Annotated in this window: 25 protein-coding genes; 24 read left to right on the top strand and 1 reads right to left on the bottom strand. The window is 33.5% G+C overall.

Annotated features, from left to right (window positions below; translation table 11 throughout):
* The first annotated feature begins 1 nt into the window (after position 1).
* From rplR to ctlX, 17 genes are all read left to right on the top strand, one after another.
* Complete coding sequence (rplR, locus tag BD847_RS19145) at positions 2-352, top strand: 50S ribosomal protein L18 (RefSeq protein ID WP_115889864.1); 351 nt, start codon at positions 2-4, stop codon at positions 350-352.
* Positions 353-355: 3 nt separating this feature from the next.
* Positions 356-880, top strand: coding sequence for a 30S ribosomal protein S5 (rpsE, locus tag BD847_RS19140; protein ID WP_085950926.1), 525 nt, complete (start codon positions 356-358; stop codon positions 878-880).
* A gap of 12 nt (positions 881-892) precedes the next feature.
* Positions 893-1075, top strand: coding sequence for a 50S ribosomal protein L30 (gene rpmD / locus BD847_RS19135; protein ID WP_017495010.1), 183 nt, complete (start codon positions 893-895; stop codon positions 1073-1075).
* A gap of 11 nt (positions 1076-1086) precedes the next feature.
* Positions 1087-1539, top strand: a complete 453-nt coding sequence (gene rplO, locus BD847_RS19130) for a 50S ribosomal protein L15 (RefSeq protein ID WP_115889863.1) — start codon at positions 1087-1089, stop codon at positions 1537-1539.
* Between the two features lie 12 nt (positions 1540-1551).
* Positions 1552-2898 carry a preprotein translocase subunit SecY gene (gene secY, locus BD847_RS19125; RefSeq protein ID WP_115889862.1) on the top strand — a complete coding sequence of 449 codons (1347 nt, stop codon included), beginning with the start codon at positions 1552-1554 and terminating at the stop codon, positions 2896-2898.
* 7 nt (positions 2899-2905) lie between these two features.
* Entirely contained in the window at positions 2906-3121 is a 216-nt protein-coding gene (infA, locus tag BD847_RS19120) for a translation initiation factor IF-1 (protein WP_007136545.1), read from the top strand.
* Between the two features lie 12 nt (positions 3122-3133).
* Positions 3134-3250, top strand: coding sequence for a type B 50S ribosomal protein L36 (gene ykgO, locus BD847_RS19115; RefSeq protein ID WP_002987490.1), 117 nt, complete (start codon positions 3134-3136; stop codon positions 3248-3250).
* A gap of 2 nt (positions 3251-3252) precedes the next feature.
* Complete coding sequence (rpsM, locus tag BD847_RS19110) at positions 3253-3627, top strand: 30S ribosomal protein S13 (RefSeq protein WP_115889861.1); 375 nt, start codon at positions 3253-3255, stop codon at positions 3625-3627.
* An 8-nt stretch (positions 3628-3635) separates the two neighbouring features.
* Positions 3636-4019 (top strand): 30S ribosomal protein S11, encoded by a 384-nt coding sequence (gene rpsK, locus BD847_RS19105; protein ID WP_012022477.1) that lies wholly within the window; start codon positions 3636-3638, stop codon positions 4017-4019.
* A gap of 92 nt (positions 4020-4111) precedes the next feature.
* Positions 4112-4717, top strand: a complete 606-nt coding sequence (rpsD, locus tag BD847_RS19100; protein WP_029272055.1) for a 30S ribosomal protein S4 — start codon at positions 4112-4114, stop codon at positions 4715-4717.
* Positions 4718-4738: 21 nt separating this feature from the next.
* Complete coding sequence (locus BD847_RS19095; RefSeq protein ID WP_026109818.1) at positions 4739-5731, top strand: DNA-directed RNA polymerase subunit alpha; 993 nt, start codon at positions 4739-4741, stop codon at positions 5729-5731.
* Positions 5732-5793: 62 nt separating this feature from the next.
* Entirely contained in the window at positions 5794-6282 is a 489-nt protein-coding gene (gene rplQ / locus BD847_RS19090) for a 50S ribosomal protein L17 (protein WP_115889860.1), read from the top strand.
* 240 nt (positions 6283-6522) lie between these two features.
* Positions 6523-7641: a glutamine-hydrolyzing carbamoyl-phosphate synthase small subunit gene (gene carA, locus BD847_RS19085; RefSeq protein WP_115889859.1), complete on the top strand. Its 1119-nt coding sequence runs from the start codon at positions 6523-6525 to the stop codon at positions 7639-7641.
* A 101-nt stretch (positions 7642-7742) separates the two neighbouring features.
* Positions 7743-9035, top strand: a complete 1293-nt coding sequence (gene eno / locus BD847_RS19080) for a phosphopyruvate hydratase (protein WP_115889858.1) — start codon at positions 7743-7745, stop codon at positions 9033-9035.
* Between the two features lie 156 nt (positions 9036-9191).
* On the top strand, positions 9192-10469 hold the full coding sequence (locus BD847_RS19075; protein WP_115889857.1) for a citrate synthase: 1278 nt from the start codon (positions 9192-9194) through the stop codon (positions 10467-10469).
* 64 nt (positions 10470-10533) lie between these two features.
* Positions 10534-11448: a dimethylarginine dimethylaminohydrolase family protein gene (locus tag BD847_RS19070; protein ID WP_115889856.1), complete on the top strand. Its 915-nt coding sequence runs from the start codon at positions 10534-10536 to the stop codon at positions 11446-11448.
* 83 nt (positions 11449-11531) lie between these two features.
* Positions 11532-12467: a citrulline utilization hydrolase CtlX gene (gene ctlX, locus BD847_RS19065; RefSeq protein WP_115889855.1), complete on the top strand. Its 936-nt coding sequence runs from the start codon at positions 11532-11534 to the stop codon at positions 12465-12467.
* A gap of 81 nt (positions 12468-12548) precedes the next feature.
* Here the strand turns inward: ctlX and BD847_RS19060 are convergent, their stop codons facing one another.
* Positions 12549-13175 carry a MarC family NAAT transporter gene (locus BD847_RS19060; protein ID WP_115889854.1) on the bottom strand — a complete coding sequence of 209 codons (627 nt, stop codon included), beginning with the start codon at positions 13173-13175 and terminating at the stop codon, positions 12549-12551.
* Between the two features lie 151 nt (positions 13176-13326).
* Between BD847_RS19060 and BD847_RS19055 the strand changes: the two genes are divergently transcribed.
* From BD847_RS19055 to BD847_RS19025, 7 genes are all read left to right on the top strand, one after another.
* A complete protein-coding gene (locus BD847_RS19055; RefSeq protein WP_115889853.1) occupies positions 13327-13692 on the top strand; it encodes a CoA-binding protein in 366 nt (121 codons plus the stop codon).
* 106 nt (positions 13693-13798) lie between these two features.
* Positions 13799-14419: a recombination mediator RecR gene (recR, locus tag BD847_RS19050; RefSeq protein WP_115889852.1), complete on the top strand. Its 621-nt coding sequence runs from the start codon at positions 13799-13801 to the stop codon at positions 14417-14419.
* A gap of 72 nt (positions 14420-14491) precedes the next feature.
* Positions 14492-15283 (top strand): polysaccharide biosynthesis/export family protein, encoded by a 792-nt coding sequence (locus BD847_RS19045; RefSeq protein WP_115889851.1) that lies wholly within the window; start codon positions 14492-14494, stop codon positions 15281-15283.
* 14 nt (positions 15284-15297) lie between these two features.
* On the top strand, positions 15298-17742 hold the full coding sequence (locus BD847_RS19040; protein ID WP_115889850.1) for a polysaccharide biosynthesis tyrosine autokinase: 2445 nt from the start codon (positions 15298-15300) through the stop codon (positions 17740-17742).
* Positions 17743-17748: 6 nt separating this feature from the next.
* Positions 17749-18732 carry an SDR family oxidoreductase gene (locus tag BD847_RS19035; protein WP_115889849.1) on the top strand — a complete coding sequence of 328 codons (984 nt, stop codon included), beginning with the start codon at positions 17749-17751 and terminating at the stop codon, positions 18730-18732.
* A 28-nt stretch (positions 18733-18760) separates the two neighbouring features.
* Positions 18761-20152 carry a UDP-glucose 6-dehydrogenase gene (locus tag BD847_RS19030; protein ID WP_115889848.1) on the top strand — a complete coding sequence of 464 codons (1392 nt, stop codon included), beginning with the start codon at positions 18761-18763 and terminating at the stop codon, positions 20150-20152.
* Between the two features lie 85 nt (positions 20153-20237).
* Complete coding sequence (locus BD847_RS19025; protein ID WP_115889847.1) at positions 20238-20702, top strand: UpxY family transcription antiterminator; 465 nt, start codon at positions 20238-20240, stop codon at positions 20700-20702.
* The last annotated feature ends 242 nt before the right edge of the window (positions 20703-20944 follow it).

Genomic DNA, 20944 nt, shown 5'->3' with positions numbered 1-20944 from the left:
TATGTCATTAACAAAATCTGATAGAAGACAGAGAATTAGATTCAGAATTAGAAAATCAGTTAGTGGTTCTGCTACTAACCCTAGATTATCTGTGTTTAGAAGTAATAAAGAAATTTACGCTCAACTTATTGATGACGTGAATGGAGTTACTTTATTAGCTGCATCTTCAAGAGAAAAAGAAATAGGAAAAGGTACTAACGTTGAAATCGCTGCTGCTGTTGGAAAATTAGTTGCAGAGAAAGCGTTAAAAGCTGGGATAGATACTATCACTTTTGATAGAGGTGGATATTTATATCACGGTCGTATTAAATCATTAGCAGAAGGCGCAAGAGCCGCTGGACTTAAATTCTAATATATTATGTCTAAATACAAAAATGTAGAATTGGTAAAACCTAGTGGTCTTGAACTTAAAGATCGTCTGGTAAGTGTTAATCGTGTTACTAAAGTTACAAAAGGTGGTAGAGCTTTCGGTTTTTCTGCTATTGTGGTTGTAGGTGATGAAAATGGAGTAGTTGGTCACGGATTAGGAAAATCTAAAGACGTTTCTGAAGCAATTGCGAAAGCAGTAGAAGATGCTAAGAAAAATTTAGTAAAAATTCCTTTGAATGGACAATCTGTTCCTCACGAACAAAAAGGTAAATTTGGTGGTGCACGTGTATTCTTAATTCCTGCTTCTCATGGTACAGGAGTTATTGCTGGTGGAGCTGTTCGTTCAGTTCTTGAATCAGTAGGTATTCACGATGTATTATCAAAATCTCAAGGATCATCAAATCCTCATAACGTAGTGAAAGCAACTTTTGATGCTTTATTACAAATGAGAAGCGCTCATACTGTTGCAAAACAGAGAGGTGTTTCTTTAGAAAAAGTTTTTAAAGGTTAATTCAAGGAAATTATGGCTAAATTATTAGTAAAACAAGTAAGAAGCAAAATCAACTGCCCTCTTTCTCAAAAGAGAGGTTTGGAAGCTTTGGGTCTACGTAAAATGGGACAAGTTGTAGAGCATGATTCAAATCCTGCTATCCTTGGGATGATAAACAAAGTTAAACACTTAGTTTCTGTTGAAGAAGCTAAATAACAAATACTGTTATGAATTTAAGTAACTTACAACCTGCTGAAGGATCAACGCACAATCAAAATAAAAGATTAGGTAGAGGAGAAGGTTCTGGTAAAGGTGGCACTGCTGCAAGAGGTCACAAAGGAGCAAAATCTCGTTCTGGTTATTCTAAAAAGATTGGTTTTGAAGGTGGACAAATGCCACTTCAAAGACGTGTACCTAAGTTTGGTTTCACAAACATCAACCGTAAAGAATACGAAGGTGTTAATTTAGATACGCTTCAATTATTAGTAGACAATGGTTTGATTACTGATTCTGTTTCTATGACAGATTTCGTAGCAAATCGTCTAGCTACCAAAAATGAAATCGTTAAGATTTTAGGTAGAGGAGAGTTGAAAGCAAAATTAAAAGTAACTGCTCACAAATTTACTGCTACTGCAAAAGCTGCTATTGAAGCTGCTGGTGGAGAGGCTGTAACAATATAATTTTTCTATTGTATGAAGAAATTTATTGAATCAATAAGCAATGTTTGGAAAATCGAAGAACTAAAAAACAGAATCCTAATTACTTTAGGTTTCTTATTGGTATATCGTTTTGGAGCACACGTAACGCTTCCTGGAATTGACGCAACTCAATTGATGGGGTTAGCAGGACAAACAAAAAATGGTCTGGGATCTATCTTAGACATGTTCACCGGAGGTGCATTCTCTAAAGCTTCAGTTTTTGCTTTAGGTATTATGCCTTATATTTCTGCTTCTATTGTTGTTCAGTTAATGGGAATTGCTATTCCTTATTTACAAAAACTTCAAAATGATGGAGAAAGTGGTAGAAAAAAGATTAATCAAATTACACGTTGGTTAACTATTGCTATTACATTGGTTCAAGGTCCAACTTATATCTATAATTTATACAGAACGTTGCCTGGAAATGCTTTTTTACTAGGTTTTAACTCTCCTGAGTTTTTATTTTCGTCTGTTATTATTTTGGTTACAGGCACAATTTTTGCAATGTGGCTAGGAGAAAAGATTACGGATAAAGGTATTGGAAATGGAATTTCATTATTGATTATGGTTGGTATATTAGCTCGTTTACCGCAAGCTTTTATGCAGGAATTTAAGTCTGTAGTTACCAATAACACTGGAGGTTTAATGTTAATGGCTATCGAAATTATCGTGTGGTTGTTAGTGATTATTTCTTGTGTTTTACTTACAATGGCGGTTCGCAGAATCCCAGTTCAATACGCTCGTCGTACAACAACTGGAGATTACGAGCAAGATTTGACAGGTGGTAATAGACAATGGATTCCTCTTAAGCTTAATGCTTCTGGAGTTATGCCAATCATTTTTGCACAGGCAATTATGTTTATACCTGCTGCTGTAGCTGGATTGTCTAAATCAGATACATCACAATCTATTGTTGGAGCATTTAGTGATATGTTCGGTTTTTGGTATAATTTTGTATTTGCAACATTAATTATTGTATTTACATTTTTCTATACTGCAATTACTGTACCTACAAACAAAATGGCTGATGATTTAAAAAGAAGTGGTGGTTTTATTCCGGGAGTTCGTCCTGGAGCTGAAACTTCTGAATTTCTTGATAAAGTGATGTCTTTAATAACTTTCCCAGGATCTTTATTCCTTGCTTTGATTGCTGTGTTCCCAGCCATTGTTGTAAGTATTATGGATGTACAACAATCTTGGGCGATGTTTTTTGGAGGTACCTCATTAATTATTATGGTGGGAGTTGCAATAGACACTATTCAACAAATCAATTCATACTTGTTAAACAAACATTATGATGGTTTGATGAAGACTGGTAAAAATAGAAAAGCAGTAGCTTAATATATTTATGGCAAAACAATCAGCAATAGAACAAGACGGATCAATCATTGAAGCATTGTCAAATGCGATGTTCCGTGTAGAGTTAGAAAATGGACATATTGTAATTGCTCATATTTCTGGAAAAATGCGTATGCATTACATCAAATTATTACCTGGTGATAAAGTGAAACTAGAAATGAGTCCTTATGATTTGTCAAAAGCAAGAATTACTTATCGATATTAAAGGATAATTACTATGAAAGTTAGAGCATCAGTAAAAAAGAGAAGTGCCGAGTGCATTATCGTGCGTAGAAAAGGGAGACTGTACGTAATAAACAAAAAGAATCCTAGATTTAAACAAAGACAAGGATAATTATGGCAAGAATAGCAGGGGTAGATATCCCAAAAAACAAAAGAGGTGTTATCGCACTTACCTATATCTTCGGATTAGGAAGAAGTAGAGCTATTGAGATTTTAGATAAAGCTCAAGTTAGCCAAGATAAAAAAGTTCAAGATTGGAATGATGACGAGATCGGAGCAATTCGTGATGCAGTTTCATTTTACAAAATTGAAGGGGAATTACGTTCAGAAATTTCTTTGAACATCAAACGTTTAATGGATATTGGTTGTTACAGAGGTATCCGTCATAGATCTGGTCTTCCTTTAAGAGGACAAAGAACTAAAAACAACTCTAGAACAAGAAAAGGTAAAAGAAAAACTGTTGCTAACAAGAAAAAAGCAACTAAATAATAGGTAATATGGCTAAAGCAACTGCAAAAAAACGTAAAGTTATCGTTGAATCAACGGGTGAAGCTCATATTTCTTCGACTTTCAACAATATTATCATTTCTTTGACAAATAAGAAAGGTGAAGTTATTGCTTGGTCTTCAGCTGGTAAAATGGGTTTCAGAGGTTCTAAAAAGAACACTCCGTATGCAGCTCAGATGGCAGCAGAGGATTGCAGCAAAGTAGCTCTTGAGGCAGGACTTAAAAAAGTAAAAGTTTATGTAAAAGGACCAGGTAACGGACGTGAGTCTGCTATCCGTTCTATTCATAACGGTGGAATTGAAGTTACTGAGATTATCGATGTTACTCCAATGCCACACAACGGATGTCGTCCTCCAAAAAGACGTAGAGTTTAATACTCAAAATTTATTATAGTATAACCTAGATAGAATATAGATTATCGAAGGATAAGACCTGAATTCATAATCTCTATCTTAAACAATTTAAAATGGCAAGATATACTGGTCCTAGCACAAGAATCGCTCGTAAATTCGGCGAAGCAATCTTCGGAGATGATAAGTCTTTCGAAAAAAGAAATTACCCACCTGGACAACACGGGATGGCTAAAAAAAGAGGGAAAAAATCTGAGTACGCTGTTCAGTTAATGGAAAAGCAAAAAGCTAAATATTCTTACGGAATTTTAGAAAAACAATTCAGAAATTTATTCGAAAAAGCATCAGCTACTAAAGGAGTTACTGGTGAAGTTTTATTACAATTATGCGAAGCAAGATTAGATAATGTTGTTTTTAGAATGGGAATTGCTCCATCTAGAAGAGGTGCGCGTCAAATCGTTTCTCACAGACACATTACTGTTAATGGAGAGGTTGTAAATATTCCTTCTTACCACCTTAAGCCTGGTGATAAAGTTGCAGTTCGTGAAAAATCTAAATCTTTAGAAGCTATCGAACGTTCTTTATCAAATTCAAGTCATGTTTATGAATGGATTACTTGGAATAATGATCTTAAAGAAGGAACTTTCGTTTCTGTACCTGCGAGACTTCAAATTCCTGAAAACATTAAAGAACAATTAATCGTAGAGTTGTACAACAAATAATAATTGACTTAGTCGAAATTTATGGCAATATTTAATTTTCAAAAGCCCGATAAAGTTATCATGATCGATTCAACCGATTTTGAAGGTAAATTTGAATTTAGACCTTTAGAACCTGGTTATGGATTGACAGTTGGTAATGCACTTAGAAGAGTTTTGCTTTCAGCATTAGAAGGTTATGCAATTACATCTGTTCGTATCGAAGGTGTAGATCATGAGTTTTCTACTATTTCAGGTGTTGTTGAAGATGTTACCGAAATTATCCTTAATCTGAAACAAGTACGTTTCAAACGTCAAATAGAAGATATCGATAATGAAGCAGTTACAATTTCTGTTTCTGGTAAAGATCAATTAACAGCAGGTGATTTTCAAAAATTTATTTCAGGTTTCCAAGTTCTGAATCCAGACCTTGTAATCTGTAATTTAGATTCAAAAATCAAATTGAACTTCGATTTAACAATCGAAAAAGGTAGAGGATACGTGCCTGCTGAAGAGAACAAAAAACAGAATGCTGCAATTGGAACGATTTTTACAGATTCTATTTTTACTCCGGTAAAAAATGTAAAATATGCAATCGAAAACTTCCGTGTAGAGCAAAAAACAGATTACGAAAAATTAGTTTTTGAAATCAAAACTGATGGATCTATTAATCCAAAAGATGCTCTTACTGAAGCTGCTAAAGTTTTAATTCACCATTTCATGTTGTTTTCTGACGAAAGAATTACACTTGAGGCTGACGAAATTGCACAAACAGAATCGTATGATGAAGAGTCATTGCATATGAGACAATTGCTTAAAACTAAGCTTGTTGATATGGATTTATCTGTGAGAGCATTAAATTGCTTGAAAGCGGCTGAAGTTGATACACTTGGTGATTTAGTATCGTTCAATAAAAATGACCTAATGAAATTCCGTAATTTTGGTAAAAAATCTTTAACTGAACTTGACGAACTTGTTGCAGTGAAGAATTTAACTTTCGGAATGGATTTAGCTAAATACAAATTAGATAAAGAATAATTTACTTCATATTTTGCTCTCCATAGTGGATTGTAGCAAGATGAAGATAAAAAAAACACGTCATGAGACACGGAAAAAAATTCAACCACTTAAGCAGACAGACTGGACATAGAAAAGCTATGTTGGCTAATTTGGCTTGTTCTCTTATTGAGCACAAACGTATTAACACTACTGTTGCTAAGGCTAAAGCGCTTAAACAATTTGTTGAGCCTTTAATCACAAAATCAAAAGAAGATACGACTCACAACCGTCGTATTGTTTTTGCTTACTTACGTAGCAAATATGCTGTAACTGACTTGTTCAGAGATGTAGCTGCTAAAGTTGGTGACCGTCCAGGTGGATACACTCGTATCATTAAAGTTGGAAATCGTTTGGGAGATAACGCTGATATGGCGATGATCGAACTTGTAGATTTCAATGAACTTTACAATGGAGGTAAAAAAGAAGTTAAAAAAGCAAAAAGCCGTCGTGGTGGTAAAGCTAAAAAAGCTGAAGGTACTCCTGAAGCTCCTGCTGCTGAATCAGAAACGACTACTGAAGCTTCTGAATAATTATGAAAGTAATGATTCTATAGAAATCAAGGATAAGCTAATTTTTAGTTTATCCTTTTTTTTTGATTTTTTTTAAAACAGCAAAATTTAACTTTTTTAAAAGGCCTGGTTTTATTTTTATGAATGAATTTTTTAAAAAATCTTGTCAGCACTCTTTTAAAGAAGTAAATTTGCAAAATATCTAATTACAACTGAGCGTTTCAAAATTCAGTATACGATTATAACAATACAAATTAAACAATGAAATACACAACACGACAAAGCGCCATTTTATTACTAAGTGATGGAACTATTTTTCATGGTAAATCTATCGGTATCAGCGGTAAAACTTTTGGTGAGGTTTGTTTTAATACAGGAATGACCGGATATCAGGAGATTTTTACAGACCCTTCTTATTTTGGACAAATTATGGTTGCGACTAATCCGCATATTGGTAATTACGGTGTTAATGATTTAGAAGTTGAATCAGATAGCATTAAAATTGCAGGTTTGGTTTGTAAAAACTTTAGCTTTAATTATTCAAGAGAAGGTGCTTCTGGAAGTTTAGAAGATTATTTTGCTAAGCAAAATTTAATTTGTATTTCTGATGTTGATACAAGAGCTCTTGTAAGTTACATTCGTGACAATGGAGCAATGAATGCTGTTATTTGTACAGATGGTACTTCAATTGAGGATTTGAAAAAAGAATTAGCAAATGTTCCAAATATGGAAGGTTTAGAGCTTGCCTCTAAAGTATCTACAACGGAGCCGTATTTCGTTGGAGACGAAAATGCGACTTATAAAATTTCTGCACTTGACCTTGGAATTAAAAAGAATATTTTAAGAAATCTGGCTAAAAGAGATTGCTACATTAAAGTTTTTCCATACAATTCAACTTATGAGGATTTAAATTCGTTTACTCCAGATGGATTCTTCTTGTCAAATGGGCCTGGAGATCCAGATCCTTTATTTGGAGCAATCGAAGTGGCAAAGAAAATTCTTGCTGAGGATAAGCCTTTGTTCGGAATCTGTCTAGGGCATCAAGTAATTGCTTTGGCAAATGGAGTTCAGACTTATAAAATGTTTAATGGACATCGCGGTATCAACCATCCGGTAAAGAATTTGATTACTGGTAAAGGAGAAATTACTTCTCAGAATCACGGTTTTGCCGTAAACAAAGAGCAGTTAGATAATCATCCTGATTTAGAAATTACACATTTGCATTTAAATGATGAAACTGTGGCTGGTATGAGAATGAAAAATAAGAATTGTTTTTCAGTACAATATCATCCTGAAGCTAGTCCGGGACCTCATGATTCATCATATTTATTTGATCAGTTTGTTGAGAATATAAAATTGGCTACCGCTAAAACGATGTAGTTAATAAATAAAGGTGTAGAATGATTAAAATACCTTTTTACTATTAAATATTTTTATAATTTCGAAAAAAAAATATAATTTATTAATAAAAAACAAAAATAATGAGTATTATAATTAAAGTTCACGCAAGACAAATTCTTGATTCTAGAGGAAACCCAACTATTGAAGTTGATGTAGTAACTGAAAATGGGGTTTTAGGTAGAGCTGCTGTTCCATCTGGAGCATCAACTGGAGAGCACGAAGCTGTTGAATTACGTGATGGAGGTAAAGCTTATCTAGGTAAAGGTGTTTTGAATGCGGTGAATAATGTAAATACCGTTATTGCTGAAGAGTTAGTTGGAACTTCTGTTTTCGAACAAAACACAATTGACCAATTAATGATTGATTTAGATGGAACTCCAAATAAATCAAAATTAGGAGCTAATGCAATTTTAGGTGTTTCTTTGGCTGCTGCAAAAGCTGCTGCTAATGAATTAGGATTGCCATTATACAGATATGTTGGAGGTGTTTCTGCTAATACATTACCTGTTCCAATGATGAACATCATCAATGGTGGTTCTCACTCAGATGCGCCTATTGCATTTCAAGAGTTTATGATTTTCCCTGTAAAAGCAACTTCTTTTACACATGCTATGCAAATGGGAACTGAAATTTTCCACAGTTTGAAAAAAGTATTACATGACAGAGGTCTAAGTACTGCTGTTGGTGACGAAGGAGGTTTTGCTCCAAACTTAGCTGGTGGTACTGAAGACGCTTTAGATACTATCAAATTAGCGGTTGAAAAAGCAGGATATACTTTCGGTGACGAAATTATGATCGCTCTTGACTGTGCAGCTTCAGAATTTTATGTAAACGGTAAATACGATTATACTAAATTTGAAGGTGAAACTGGAAAAATCAGAACTTCTGAAGAGCAAGCAGATTATTTAGCTGAACTTGCTTCTAAATATCCAATTATTTCTATCGAAGACGGTATGTACGAAGATGACTGGAATGGATGGAAATACTTAACTGAAAAAATTGGAAATAAAGTACAATTAGTAGGTGATGATTTGTTTGTTACTAATGTTGAGCGTTTGTCAACTGGTATCGAAAAAGGTATTGCTAATTCAATTTTAGTAAAAGTAAACCAGATTGGAACTTTAACTGAAACTATTGCTGCTGTAAATATGGCGAAAAACGCTGGTTATACATCTGTAATGTCTCACCGTTCTGGAGAAACAGAAGATAATACTATTGCTGATTTAGCTGTAGCATTAAACTGTGGTCAAATCAAAACTGGTTCGGCTTCTCGTTCAGATCGTATGGCAAAATACAACCAATTGTTGAGAATCGAAGAGGAATTAGGTAGTACTGCTTATTTCCCAGGCTTAAATGCTTTTAAGATTAAATAATTGTAAGAGTTATATATTGAAAAGAAACCATTCGTTTTTACGAATGGTTTTTTTTTGGAGTTTTAACAAATTCATAGCAGGATTCTTTTTTTAGTTAGTCTTAAATTCCTTAGATTTGATAAATTATTATTTTATAGAATTATTTCCGATTATATTATGTCAAAAATAGCTACATTAGAAGTAGATGGTAAGAAGATTGAACTTCCGGTTATCACAGGAAGCGAAAATGAATCTGCTATCGATATTAACAAATTACGTGATTTAACTGGCTTTATAACAATTGACCCTGGATATAAAAATTCTGGATCTTGTACAAGTGAAATCACTTTCCTTGATGGAGAACTTGGAATTTTACGTTACAGAGGATACTCAATCGAGGATTTGGCTGAAAAAGCAAGTTTCTTAGAAGTTTCATATCTTTTGATCTTCGGAGAATTGCCTACAGCTGCAGAATTAGAGCAATTTGAAAACGGTATTAAAAAACATTCTTTGGTAAACGAAGAAATGAAAAATATCATTGATGGTTTCCCAAAAACAGCTCATCCAATGGGTGTGTTATCTGCTTTAACAAGTGCTTTAACAGCATTTAATCCTAAAGCTGTTAACGTAGATAATGAAAAAGAAATGTATGAGGCTATTTGTAAAACGATGGCTAAGTTTCTTGTAATTGCTACATGGACTTACAGAAAATCTATGGGTTACCCGTTGAATTATTACGATAATACAAAAGGTTATGTAGAAAGCTTTATGCAATTGATGTTTAAATTGCCTACTGGTCCATATTCTGCAAATCCAGTTATTGTTAATGCTTTAGATAAATTATTTATTCTTCATGCAGATCACGAGCAAAACTGTTCTACTTCTACAGTGAGAATGGTAGGTTCATCTCATGCAGGTTTGTTTGCTTCAGTTTCTGCAGGAGTTTCTGCTCTTTGGGGACCTCTTCATGGTGGTGCCAATCAGGCAGTGCTTGAAATGTTGGAAGAAATAAACAATGATGGAGGAGATACTGATAAATTTTTGGCGAAAGCAAAAGATAAAAATGATCCTTTCCGTTTAATGGGATTTGGTCACAGAGTATATAAAAACTTTGATCCAAGAGCAAAAATCATTAAAAAAGCGGCAAAAGAAGTTCTTGAAACTCTAGGTGTCGAAGATCCAATTTTAGATATCGCAAGAAAACTTGAAACTGCTGCTCTTGAAGACGAGTACTTCAAATCAAGAAACTTGTATCCAAACGTTGATTTCTATTCTGGAATTATCTACAGAGCACTAGGAATTCCTACTGATATGTTTACTGTAATGTTTGCTATCGGAAGATTACCAGGTTGGATTGCACAATGGAAAGAAATGCGTGAAAATAAAGAGCCAATCGGAAGACCAAGGCAAATTTATACTGGGCATCCATTAAGAGACTTTAAGTCTAATAAATAAAAAAAATAAAGGCTTCACTTAACTGTGAAGCTTTTTTTATCTTTGCTCAAAATATAAGAGAGTTATGTTGCAATTAAATATAAAGAACGAAACATCAAGGCTGCGTGCAGTAGTTTTGGGTTCTGCGGTTCATAATGGGCCAACTCCTACTTTAGAGGAGGCTTACGATCCAAAATCACTGGAACATATAAAAGCAGGTACATATCCGATAGAGAAAGATATGGTTGCTGAAATGGAAGCTTTTAATGCTGTTTTTCAAAAATATGATGTTAAAGTTTATCGCCCGGAGATGATCGAAAACTACAATCAGATTTTTGCAAGAGATATTGGTTTTGTAATTGATGATACATTTGTAAAGTCAAATATATTGCCCGATCGCGAACGTGAGCTTGATGCGATTCAATATGTAATTGATCAGATAGATCCTTTAAAAGTAGTGCGACCACCTGAGGAAGTTCATATTGAAGGTGGCGATGTAATGCTTTGGAATGATCATATTTTTATAGGAACTTATAAAGGAAGTGATTATAAAGATTACATCACAGCACGAACCAATATGGAAGGTGTGAACTACATAAAAGAGTTGTTTCCAAATAAAACTGTTAAAGAATTTGATTTGGTAAAATCCAAATTGGAAGCTCGTGATAATGCACTTCATTTGGATTGTTGTTTTCAGCCTGTTGGAAAAGATAAAGGGATAATTTATAAAAGAGGTTTCCGTGAAGAAGCTGATTATAGATATTTAGTGAAGCTTTTCGGAAAAGAAAATTTATTTCACATAGAAAGAAACGAAATGTACAACATGTTCTCAAACGTGTTTTCAATTGATGAGAATGTAGTTGTTTCTGAGAAAAATTTTACCCGTCTAAACAATTGGCTTCGTGCAAATGGTTTTACAGTAGAAGAGATTCCTTATGCTGAAATCGCAAAGCAGGAAGGATTGCTTAGATGTTCAACATTGCCTTTAATTAGAGACTAAATAATTGTTTTCAAGTTTAATTTCAAGTTTCACGTTTTGTGAAGACTTAAAACCTGAAGCCTGAAACAAAAAAAATATAAAAAATGAAACAAACAACAGATGCAATCGTAATGATTCGGCCAGTCGCTTTTAGGATGAATGAGCAGACAGCTGTAAATAATTATTATCAAAAAGTATTGGACGGATTATTGCCAAGTACCGTAAATGCTAAAGCACAGCAGGAATTTGATGATTTTGTTGAAAAACTAAGAGCGGTTGGAGTAGATGTAACGGTAATTGATGATAATTTAGATACGGATACGCCAGATAGTATATTTCCGAATAATTGGATTTCGTTTCATGAAAATGGAGATGTGGCTCTTTATCCTATGTTTGCTGAAAACCGTCGTCAGGAACGTCGTGAAGATATTTTGGATACTCTGGAAGAAAAAGGTTTCGATATTGCTAATATAGTAGATTATACTTCGGCTGAAGAAGATGGGTATTTCTTAGAAGGTACAGGAAGCTTACTTTTGGATCGTGCAAACGGAAAAGCATATTGTGCTTTGTCTCCACGTGCTGATGAGGAACTTTTTATTGAGTTTTGCGAAGATTTTGATTTTGCTCCCGTAATTTTTGAAGCTTTTCAAACAGTAGATGGGGAACGTAAACTAATTTATCATACGAATGTTATGATGTGTTTAGGTGAAACTTTTGCAGTAATTTGTGCTGATTGTATTGATGATAAAAAAGAACGTAAGATGGTTCTTGAAAATCTGAAAGCTGACAAAAAAGAAGTGATCTTAATCACGGAGGCGCAGGTAAATAATTTTGCTGGAAATATGTTGGAAGTTAGAGGAGCAAATGACAAAAGATATATTGTAATGAGTGCCTCAGCATACCAGAGTCTGACTCCTAAACAAATCGAACAATTAGAAAAGCATGGTGAAATTTTAAGTTCAAGTTTAGATACTATTGAAGCGTGTGGCGGTGGAAGTGCAAGATGCATGATGGCGGAAGTGTTTTTGCCTAGAAATTAAAAAATCAATCATTAGAAAATAAAAAAATGGGATAAAGCATTAAGTTTTATCCCATTTTTATTTTGGAAAATTTAAACTACATTAAAAATTTCCTTTAATGATATTAATAATAGAGCTTACAATATATTGAATTCCGATGGAGATTACTATAAAGCCAACAATTCGCGAAATAGCAACAATTCCGGAGGCGCCTAGTATTCGGGCAAGATAATGCGCGCTTTTTAGTATAGCGTAAATAGCAACTCCAATGGCTAAAATTGCTAGACATGAAATTATTATTTCTTGTATTCCATTATGTTCCTGATAAAACGCTATTAATAATGAAATGGAACCTGGTCCCGCCAACATTGGGATTGCTAGTGGGGTTAATGCGATGTCATTTCTTTGCTGTGCGTCAGTTTCTACTTTTTTATTGATTCCTCTTTTTTTGTTGATTTTTCCTGATAGCAATGAAAATCCTGAATTTACAATTACAATTCCACCAGCAATTCTCAGTGCGTCGATACTGATTCCAAAAAAGGTTAAAACATATTGACCGATAAAAAAGGAAACAATTAGGATAATAAAAACATTAATTGCGGTCCAGAGTGAAATTCGGGAACGTTCTTTTTGAGAATCGTGTTGTGTTAATCCGACAAAAATAGGAACGGTTCCAATTGGGTTTAATACTGAAAAAAGTGCTGCAAATAGATAAATAAATAAATCCATGTAATAGTGGTTAGTAAAGTAAAAATAGTCAAAATTTAATATCTGTGAGCAAATTAATACAATGATGTTGTTTTTTTTAAGTCAACATCTGAGTTAATAAGATAAACGTACATCATCCTTTTTGATTACTTTTGTGCAATATTTTAAGATGATGAAAAACAAAAAAACTTTGTTACTGGGTGCAACTACAAAACCAGACCGTTATGCATTTAGAGCTATAAATATGTTGACTCAAAAAGGTCATACCGTTTTAGCAATTGGTCAAAATGCAGGAGAAGTTGCAGGAGTTAAAATTCATACCAAAGCTATTCCGGTTAAAAATATTGATACAGTAACACTGTATCTTAATCCTTCACGTCAGAGAGATTATTATAATTATATTATTGAAGCCCAACCTAAAAGGGTAATTTTTAATCCAGGAACAGAAAATCCGGAATTGTATCAGTTGTTAGAATTGAATGATATTAAGGTTGAAGTTGCTTGTACATTAGTTTTATTGGCAACAAATCAATATTAAGAATTTAAGTATAGTGAGTTTTTAATATCGAAACTTCTTTTGAATAAATACTGATTTTAGTCATTCTGAGGGTTACTAAACCATTAAAAATGTTACTTTTGTCGTCATGGAATTTTCATCAAAATTAATAGAAAAAGCAGTCAATGAAATGTCGCAGTTGCCAGGAATTGGTAAGCGAACAGCTTTGAGATTGGTTCTTCATTTGCTAAAACAGCCAAAAGAACAAACTGCTTTTTTGTCTCAGGCATTATTGAATATGCGTGAGGATATTAAATTTTGTGAAAACTGTCATAACATTTCAGATACTAAAGTCTGCGAAATATGTGCAAATTATGGACGAAATCATGAGGTAATTTGTGTAGTTGAAGATATTAGGGATGTTATGGCGATTGAAAATACCGGTCAATATAAGGGAATTTATCATGTTCTCGGAGGAAAAATTTCTCCTATTGAAGGTGTTGGGCCAAGTCAATTAAATATTTCTACTTTGGTTGAAAAGGTAAAATCAGGCAAAGTCACAGAGATTATTTTTGCTCTTAGCTCTACTATGGAAGGTGATACAACAAATTTCTATATTTATAAACAAATTGCGGAAACTGAAATTGTAATTTCTACAATCGCACGCGGTATATCAGTGGGAGATGAATTAGAATATGCAGATGAAATTACACTAGGAAGAAGTATCCTTCATAGGGTTCCATTTGAAAAAACATTCAAAAATAATTAACCAAAAACCAAATAAAGCAAAGATTTTCTAAACGTGAAACTAAAAGTTATATTTGCTGATAAAATTTAAATAATGACGAGAAAGAGTTTTTATATTTTACTATTAGTTAGCTCGCTTTTTGTGTCTTGTATTCCAATTAAAGATCTGGTGTACTTGCAAGATAAGAGTCCTTCGGGAGAGCAAAGTACCGTAGCAGCAGTTGAATCGAAGCCTTACAGAGTTCAGGTTAATGATGTTTTAAGTGTTAATATAAAAGCAATTGACCCTAAATTAGTTTCAATATTTAATAAAACTGAAGGTGTTTCTTCTACGGCAAAATCAGAAACAGGTCTATATTTTGACGGATTTACAGTAGATGATCATGGAAATATTAGAATGCCAATTTTAGGGGAATTAAACGTTATTGGTTATACACTAGAGGAAATTCGAACTACAATAGAAAAAAAATTACTTGAAGAATACTTTAAATCGGAGGCAAATATTTTTGTTACAGTAAAACTGGCCGGATTTAAATATACCATTAATGGTGAGGTAGGAAGTACAGGGACAAAAACCTTGTATCAGGAACACGTAAATATTATGGAGGCAATTGCAAATGCGGGAGATATTACGACAGTCGGAAATAGAAAAGCGGTTACTGTAATTCGTCAATCTCCCACTGGAGTACAAATGAACGACCTCGATCTTACTGATGTAAATGTGATGAAGTCACCTTACTACTATTTGCAACCAAACGATTACATTTATGTTAAGCCATTAAGGCAAAAAACATGGGGAACCGGACAAACCGGAATTCAATCGATTGGAACAATTATAACTTTATTGTCTTTGGCAACAACAGTGTATCTAATTATCAAAAATTAACCTAAACTAGAAAGATGTTAGATATTAAAGATTTTTCCATTTTTGAAAATCATTCCAATTTTGATTTTAAAGGTTTTTTGCTGAAAATTGCCAGTTATTGGAAATGGTTTTTAGTTAGTTTAATCATTGCATTTACAATCGCCTATCAGGTAAACATTCGTAAAGAGAAAATTTACGGAATGCAAAACGTCATTTCTATTAAAGAGGAAAGTAATCCCTTTTTTACTTCTAATACAAGTTTGGTTTTTAATTGGGGCGGAATTTCGGATCAGGTTACAGGAATTTCAACCATATTGCAGTCAAGATCTCATAACGAACAGGTTGTGTCTAAATTGCAATATTATATCGATTATCTTACTCAAGGCGAATATAATTTGATTGATTCTTATGGATCCGTTCCGTTCTATGTCGATATAGATAAATCGAAAGGACAGCTTGCAAATAGTTTAATTAAAATTAAATTTATAAATGCAAATGAATATGAAATCCGTATTCCATTTGAAACCAATTCAGCTTCATTAATTACGTATGCTGATAATACCTATTCCAATACTGCAGTTCAAGCTTCAGAATATGTAAAAAGATTTAAAGTTGGACAACAGGTTTCGTTGCCTTTTCTGAATTGGAAATTAGAAATTAATGACAATCCTGGATTGTATACCGGAAATGAATATTTTGTTCGTTTTAATGATTTTGACGGAACAGTATCTCGTTATAAATCAATTAATGTAGATTCTGATGATAAGGGTGGTTCTATATTGACTTTGGGAATGCAAGGGACCAACAAGGCGAGATTAGTGGAGTATTTGAATGCAACAGTAAAAACACTAATCAAAATTCAGCTTGACGGAAAAAATCAATTTGCGAACAATACTATAAGTTTTATAGATAGTACATTAGTTGCGATGGAAGCGCAGTTAAAGCAAACTGGAAATGAATTAAAATCCTTCAGAAAAGACAAGAATATTTTGGAAATTGAAGGCGGAAATAAGGTTTCGGACAAAATAATGGCTTTTGATGTTGAAAAGGATAATGTTACCAGAAAAATTACGTATTACAATTCATTAAAAGCATACTTAAATAATAGCGTCGATTATTCAAGACTGCCGGCGCCGTCTGTAGCTGGTATTGAAGATCCAAATATCGTTAGTGGTGTTTCTAAGCTTATTGCGCTCTCTACTCAAAGATCTGAGATGGCATATGCGGTTAAGAGTGAGAAAATTTTCAAAGATTTTGATAGTCAGATGCAAGCCTTAAAAAGTGTTCTTCTTGAGAATATTGCTTCTGCAAAATCATCTTTATTATATGATTTGTCTTTGGTTAATGCAAAGATAGGTGAAGCGGAGAGTACAGTGAAGAGGCTTCCGGAAGAGCAACAAGAACTATTAAAAATTAAAAGGAAATACGATTTAAATGATAATATTTATACCGAATTTCTACAAAAGCGTAATGAAGCAGAAATAGTAAAAGCTTCTAATTTATCTGATATCCATTTTATTGATCCTGCAAAAGATATTGGTGGAGGTCTAATTGGGCCAAAAACCTCAGTAAATTACATCTTAGCTTTGTTTCTCGGATTGTTAATTCCTTTACTGTTTGTTTTTGCAATTTTCTTCATTAATGATTCTGTTCAAAATGCTGATGATATTAGTAAAGTAAGTCAGATACCATTAATTGGAGTTATAGGTGTAAATAAAGACGGGAAGAATTTAGCAGTTTTTGACAAACCGAAATCTGCCTTATCAGAAGCTTTTAGAGGAATTCGTTCATCTTTGCAATTTTTGTATAAAAAACAGCAGGTTAGTGGAACAAAAACTTTAATGATAACTTCTTCTATAAGTGGAGAAGGAAAAACATTTTGTTCGATTAATATTGCAACAGTTTTTGCGCTAAGCGAAAAGAAAACGGTAATTGTTGGTCTGGATTTAAGAAAACCGAGATTGGCTGATGAGTTTAATTTAACTAATCAGTTAGGTGTTGTCAATTATTTGATAAGACAGAATAGTTTGTCAGAAATTGTAAATAAAACGCAAGTTCCAAATTTGGATGTGATTCTTTCAGGTCCAATTCCGCCAAATCCTTCAGAGTTGATTTTGAGTGATACAATGAAGGAATTGATCGATGAGTTGAAGAAAAATTATGATTATATCATACTAGATACACCTCCGGTAGGTTTAGTTGCTGATGCTTTAGAGTTGGCACAATTTGCTGATGTTACTTTGTATATAGTTAGACAAAACTATACGAAAAAAGATATGATAACGTTATTGAATACCAGAATCAAAAGAGGAGAATTAAATAATGCGAGTATTGTTTTGAATGGTTTTGAGAATAAAGCGAAGTATGGATCTGCGTATGGTTATGGATACGGATATGGAGATTATTCTAATGGATATCATGAGCAGTATGAAAAAACAGGTTTTTTTAAAACTATTTCTAAAAGACTCAATAAAAAATAAACTAAAATGGAAACATCGACACAAAATACGATTTTGATTACCGGAGGTGCTGGATTTATTGGTTCGAATTTATGTGAGTATTTTTTAAGTTTAGGTCATAAAATTATTTGTTTGGATAATTTCTCAACAGGGCATCGAAACAATCTGAAAGAGTCTTTGAAAAATCCGGATTTTAGGTTAATAGAAGGAGATATTAGAAATATAGCCGATTGTAAATTAGCCGTTGAAGGAGTTGATTACGTTTTACATCAGGCAGCTTTGGGATCAGTACCCAGATCGATTAACGATCCAATAACGACAAACGATGTAAATGTTTCGGGGTTTTTAAATATGCTTGTAGCAGCGCGAGATGCAAAAGTGAAGCGTTTTATTTATGCAGCAAGTTCTTCAACATATGGAGATTCTGAAGGATTGCCAAAAGTTGAAGATGTAATTGGGAAACCATTATCGCCTTATGCTATAACAAAATATGTAAATGAGCTATATGCTGAAATTTTCAGTAGAACATACGGATTAGAAACCATCGGATTGCGTTACTTCAATGTATTTGGAAGAAAACAAGATCCTAATGGGGCTTATGCTGCTGTCATTCCAAAATTCGTTATGCAATTAATGAAGTATGAGAGTCCTGTTATTAATGGTGACGGAAATTACTCTCGGGACTTTACCTATATTGATAATGTGATTCAAATGAATGAACTGGCAATGAAATGTCAAAATGCAGAAGCTGTAAATACAGTTTATAATACGGCATTTGGTGATCGAAATACATTGAATGATTTGGTTAAGTATTTAAAAGAATACTTGTCTGAATATGATCCGAAAATTGCAGATGTAGAAATTGTTCATGGTGAAAACAGAGCGGGAGACATTCCTCATTCCTTAGCAAGTATTGAGAAAGCTCAAAAGATACTTGGTTACGCTCCGAAATATTCCTTGCAGAAAGGATTAAAAGAAGCTGTAAATTGGTATTGGAATAATTTGAAGTAAGTAAAAGAGTAAGAAAATAAAAAAGTAAATGGAAATTACGAAGATTTGTTGCATTGGTGCAGGTTATGTTGGAGGTCCAACTATGGCAGTAATTGCTCAAAAATGTCCGCATATTCAGGTCACAGTTGTCGATTTGAATGAACAAAGAATTAAAGACTGGAATGATCCAAATACAGAAAATATTCCAATTTATGAGCCTGGATTATCAGAAATAGTTGCTGAAGCCAGAGGTCGTAATTTATTCTTTTCGACAGAAGTCGAAAAGGCTATTGATGAAGCACAGGTTATTTTTATATCTGTTAATACTCCTACGAAAACTTACGGTAAGGGAAAAGGTATGGCAGCTGATTTAAAATATATTGAATTATGCGCCAGACAAATTGCAAAAGTAGCGAAGCAAAATAAAATTGTTGTTGAAAAATCGACTTTGCCAGTTCGTACTGCTGAAGCAATAAAAAGCATTTTGGATAATACGGGTAATGGAGTTCAGTTTCAGATTTTGTCAAATCCAGAATTTTTAGCTGAAGGTACTGCGGTGACAGATTTGTTAAATCCGGATCGAATTTTAATTGGTGGAGACACTACGCCAGAGGGACAAGTTGCTATAGAAGCTTTGGTTGATGTATATGCCAATTGGGTTGATAAAACTAAAATTTTAACGACTAATGTCTGGTCATCAGAATTGTCGAAATTGACGGCAAACGCATTTCTGGCACAGCGAATTTCTTCAATAAATGCCATGTCGGAATTATGTGAGAAGACAGGGGCTGATGTTAATGAAGTTGCAAGGGCAATCGGTATGGATACTAGAATTGGCTCAAAATTTTTAAAAGCTTCGGTTGGTTTTGGAGGATCTTGTTTCCAAAAAGATATTTTAAATCTTGTTTATATTGCTAAATCGTATGGTTTGAATGAAGTAGCCGATTATTGGGAGCAGGTTATCATAATGAACGATCATCAAAAAAGAAGGTTTTCTAATAAAATTGTTCAGACATTATATAATACCGTTGCAGATAAAAAAATTACATTCTTAGGCTGGGCTTTCAAAAAAGATACAAATGATACGCGGGAATCTGCTGCTATTTATGTGGCTGATGATTTAATTAATGAGCAGGCTAAAATATCAGTTTATGATCCAAAAGTTTCCAGAAACAAGATGTTGAATGATCTTGATTATTTGCAAACAAGATCAGTCGAAGAAAATAGTAGTGCATTGGCAATATTTGATGATGCTTACGAAGCTTGCAAAGATGCACATGCAATTGCAATTCTAACCGAATGGGATGAGTTTACAACTTACGACTGGAAAAAAATTTATGATTCGATGCATAAGCCAGCATTCCTTTTCGATGGTAGAAATATTTTGAATGCTAAAGAATTAGAATCAATAGGGTTTATATATAAAGGAATAGGTTCTTAGGTAGAGAATTTTTTTAATAAATTAAAAGGTTGTGATACAATATAATTACTGATTTGAATGTTTTGACTCAGTGTAGAAAGATGATATGAATTGGTACGTACTATATACAAAACCTAAGTGGGAGAAAAAAGTAGCAGAAAAATTAAATCAGGCTGGGTTTGAATGTTATTGCCCCTTAATAACTCAAATTAAACAATGGTCAGATCGTAAAAAAAAAGTCGAAGTGCCGCTTTTTAATTCGTATGTATTTATTAAGATTGATGAAAAAGATAGAAATACGGTATTTAAAATCCCAGGAGTAATTCGTTATCTATTTTGGCTAGGAAAGCCGGCCATTGTTCGGACTGAGGAAATTAATGCAATACAAGCGAGTCTTAAAGCAACTAATATTAGCGAAATTGCAGTAACTTCTATTCAGGTTGGAGATCGAATCAAATTAGACTCTGGTGTATTTAGTAATCAAAATGCGATTGTTCAGGAAGTCTCAAAAACGCATTATATCTTAGTGCTTGAGTCTTTAGGATGTATATTGAAGATAAAATATAAGTGATTTTGTTGTGAAAAAATCATCAGCAGAAGAAAAAATGCAGTTTTTTTCTTCTGTTTTTTTTATAAGGTAATTTATTACATATTGATTAGTAGGTCGTTGCAGATATTGTTTTTTTGTAATAATTAGTTTTGAATGTAATACGGGAAACCGTATTGAATAACTAGACTTATTGTGCTATATTTGCCGAAATTGATTAATTTAGGTATCTCAGTCAGAAAAGTGTGACTGAGAACGGCGAAGCC

This window comes from Flavobacterium cutihirudinis, assembly GCF_003385895.1.
GTDB lineage: Bacteria > Bacteroidota > Bacteroidia > Flavobacteriales > Flavobacteriaceae > Flavobacterium > Flavobacterium cutihirudinis.
Note: the sequence above shows the minus strand (reverse complement) of the source record. Positions and strands in the feature narration are given on the sequence as shown.

Excerpts from the sequence above, each read along its gene's own strand:
- BD847_RS19055 (WP_115889853.1), top strand. The coding sequence starts at position 13,327 with ATGAAAAACAAAAAAACTTTGTTACTGGGTGCAACTACAAAACCAGAC.
- rpsK (WP_012022477.1), top strand. The coding sequence starts at position 3,636 with ATGGCTAAAGCAACTGCAAAAAAACGTAAAGTTATCGTTGAATCAACG.
- ykgO (WP_002987490.1), top strand. The coding sequence starts at position 3,134 with ATGAAAGTTAGAGCATCAGTAAAAAAGAGAAGTGCCGAGTGCATTATC.
- rpsD (WP_029272055.1), top strand. The coding sequence starts at position 4,112 with ATGGCAAGATATACTGGTCCTAGCACAAGAATCGCTCGTAAATTCGGC.
- rplR (WP_115889864.1), top strand. The coding sequence starts at position 2 with ATGTCATTAACAAAATCTGATAGAAGACAGAGAATTAGATTCAGAATT.
- infA (WP_007136545.1), top strand. The coding sequence starts at position 2,906 with ATGGCAAAACAATCAGCAATAGAACAAGACGGATCAATCATTGAAGCA.
- BD847_RS19045 (WP_115889851.1), top strand. The coding sequence starts at position 14,492 with ATGACGAGAAAGAGTTTTTATATTTTACTATTAGTTAGCTCGCTTTTT.
- BD847_RS19060 (WP_115889854.1), bottom strand. The coding sequence starts at position 13,175 with ATGGATTTATTTATTTATCTATTTGCAGCACTTTTTTCAGTATTAAAC.
- BD847_RS19035 (WP_115889849.1), top strand. The coding sequence starts at position 17,749 with ATGGAAACATCGACACAAAATACGATTTTGATTACCGGAGGTGCTGGA.
- BD847_RS19025 (WP_115889847.1), top strand. The coding sequence starts at position 20,238 with ATGAATTGGTACGTACTATATACAAAACCTAAGTGGGAGAAAAAAGTA.
- rpmD (WP_017495010.1), top strand. The coding sequence starts at position 893 with ATGGCTAAATTATTAGTAAAACAAGTAAGAAGCAAAATCAACTGCCCT.
- BD847_RS19030 (WP_115889848.1), top strand. The coding sequence starts at position 18,761 with ATGGAAATTACGAAGATTTGTTGCATTGGTGCAGGTTATGTTGGAGGT.
- BD847_RS19070 (WP_115889856.1), top strand. The coding sequence starts at position 10,534 with ATGTTGCAATTAAATATAAAGAACGAAACATCAAGGCTGCGTGCAGTA.
- eno (WP_115889858.1), top strand. The coding sequence starts at position 7,743 with ATGAGTATTATAATTAAAGTTCACGCAAGACAAATTCTTGATTCTAGA.
- rplO (WP_115889863.1), top strand. The coding sequence starts at position 1,087 with ATGAATTTAAGTAACTTACAACCTGCTGAAGGATCAACGCACAATCAA.
- rpsM (WP_115889861.1), top strand. The coding sequence starts at position 3,253 with ATGGCAAGAATAGCAGGGGTAGATATCCCAAAAAACAAAAGAGGTGTT.
- carA (WP_115889859.1), top strand. The coding sequence starts at position 6,523 with ATGAAATACACAACACGACAAAGCGCCATTTTATTACTAAGTGATGGA.
- recR (WP_115889852.1), top strand. The coding sequence starts at position 13,799 with ATGGAATTTTCATCAAAATTAATAGAAAAAGCAGTCAATGAAATGTCG.
- BD847_RS19095 (WP_026109818.1), top strand. The coding sequence starts at position 4,739 with ATGGCAATATTTAATTTTCAAAAGCCCGATAAAGTTATCATGATCGAT.
- ctlX (WP_115889855.1), top strand. The coding sequence starts at position 11,532 with ATGAAACAAACAACAGATGCAATCGTAATGATTCGGCCAGTCGCTTTT.
- secY (WP_115889862.1), top strand. The coding sequence starts at position 1,552 with ATGAAGAAATTTATTGAATCAATAAGCAATGTTTGGAAAATCGAAGAA.
- rplQ (WP_115889860.1), top strand. The coding sequence starts at position 5,794 with ATGAGACACGGAAAAAAATTCAACCACTTAAGCAGACAGACTGGACAT.
- BD847_RS19040 (WP_115889850.1), top strand. The coding sequence starts at position 15,298 with ATGTTAGATATTAAAGATTTTTCCATTTTTGAAAATCATTCCAATTTT.
- BD847_RS19075 (WP_115889857.1), top strand. The coding sequence starts at position 9,192 with ATGTCAAAAATAGCTACATTAGAAGTAGATGGTAAGAAGATTGAACTT.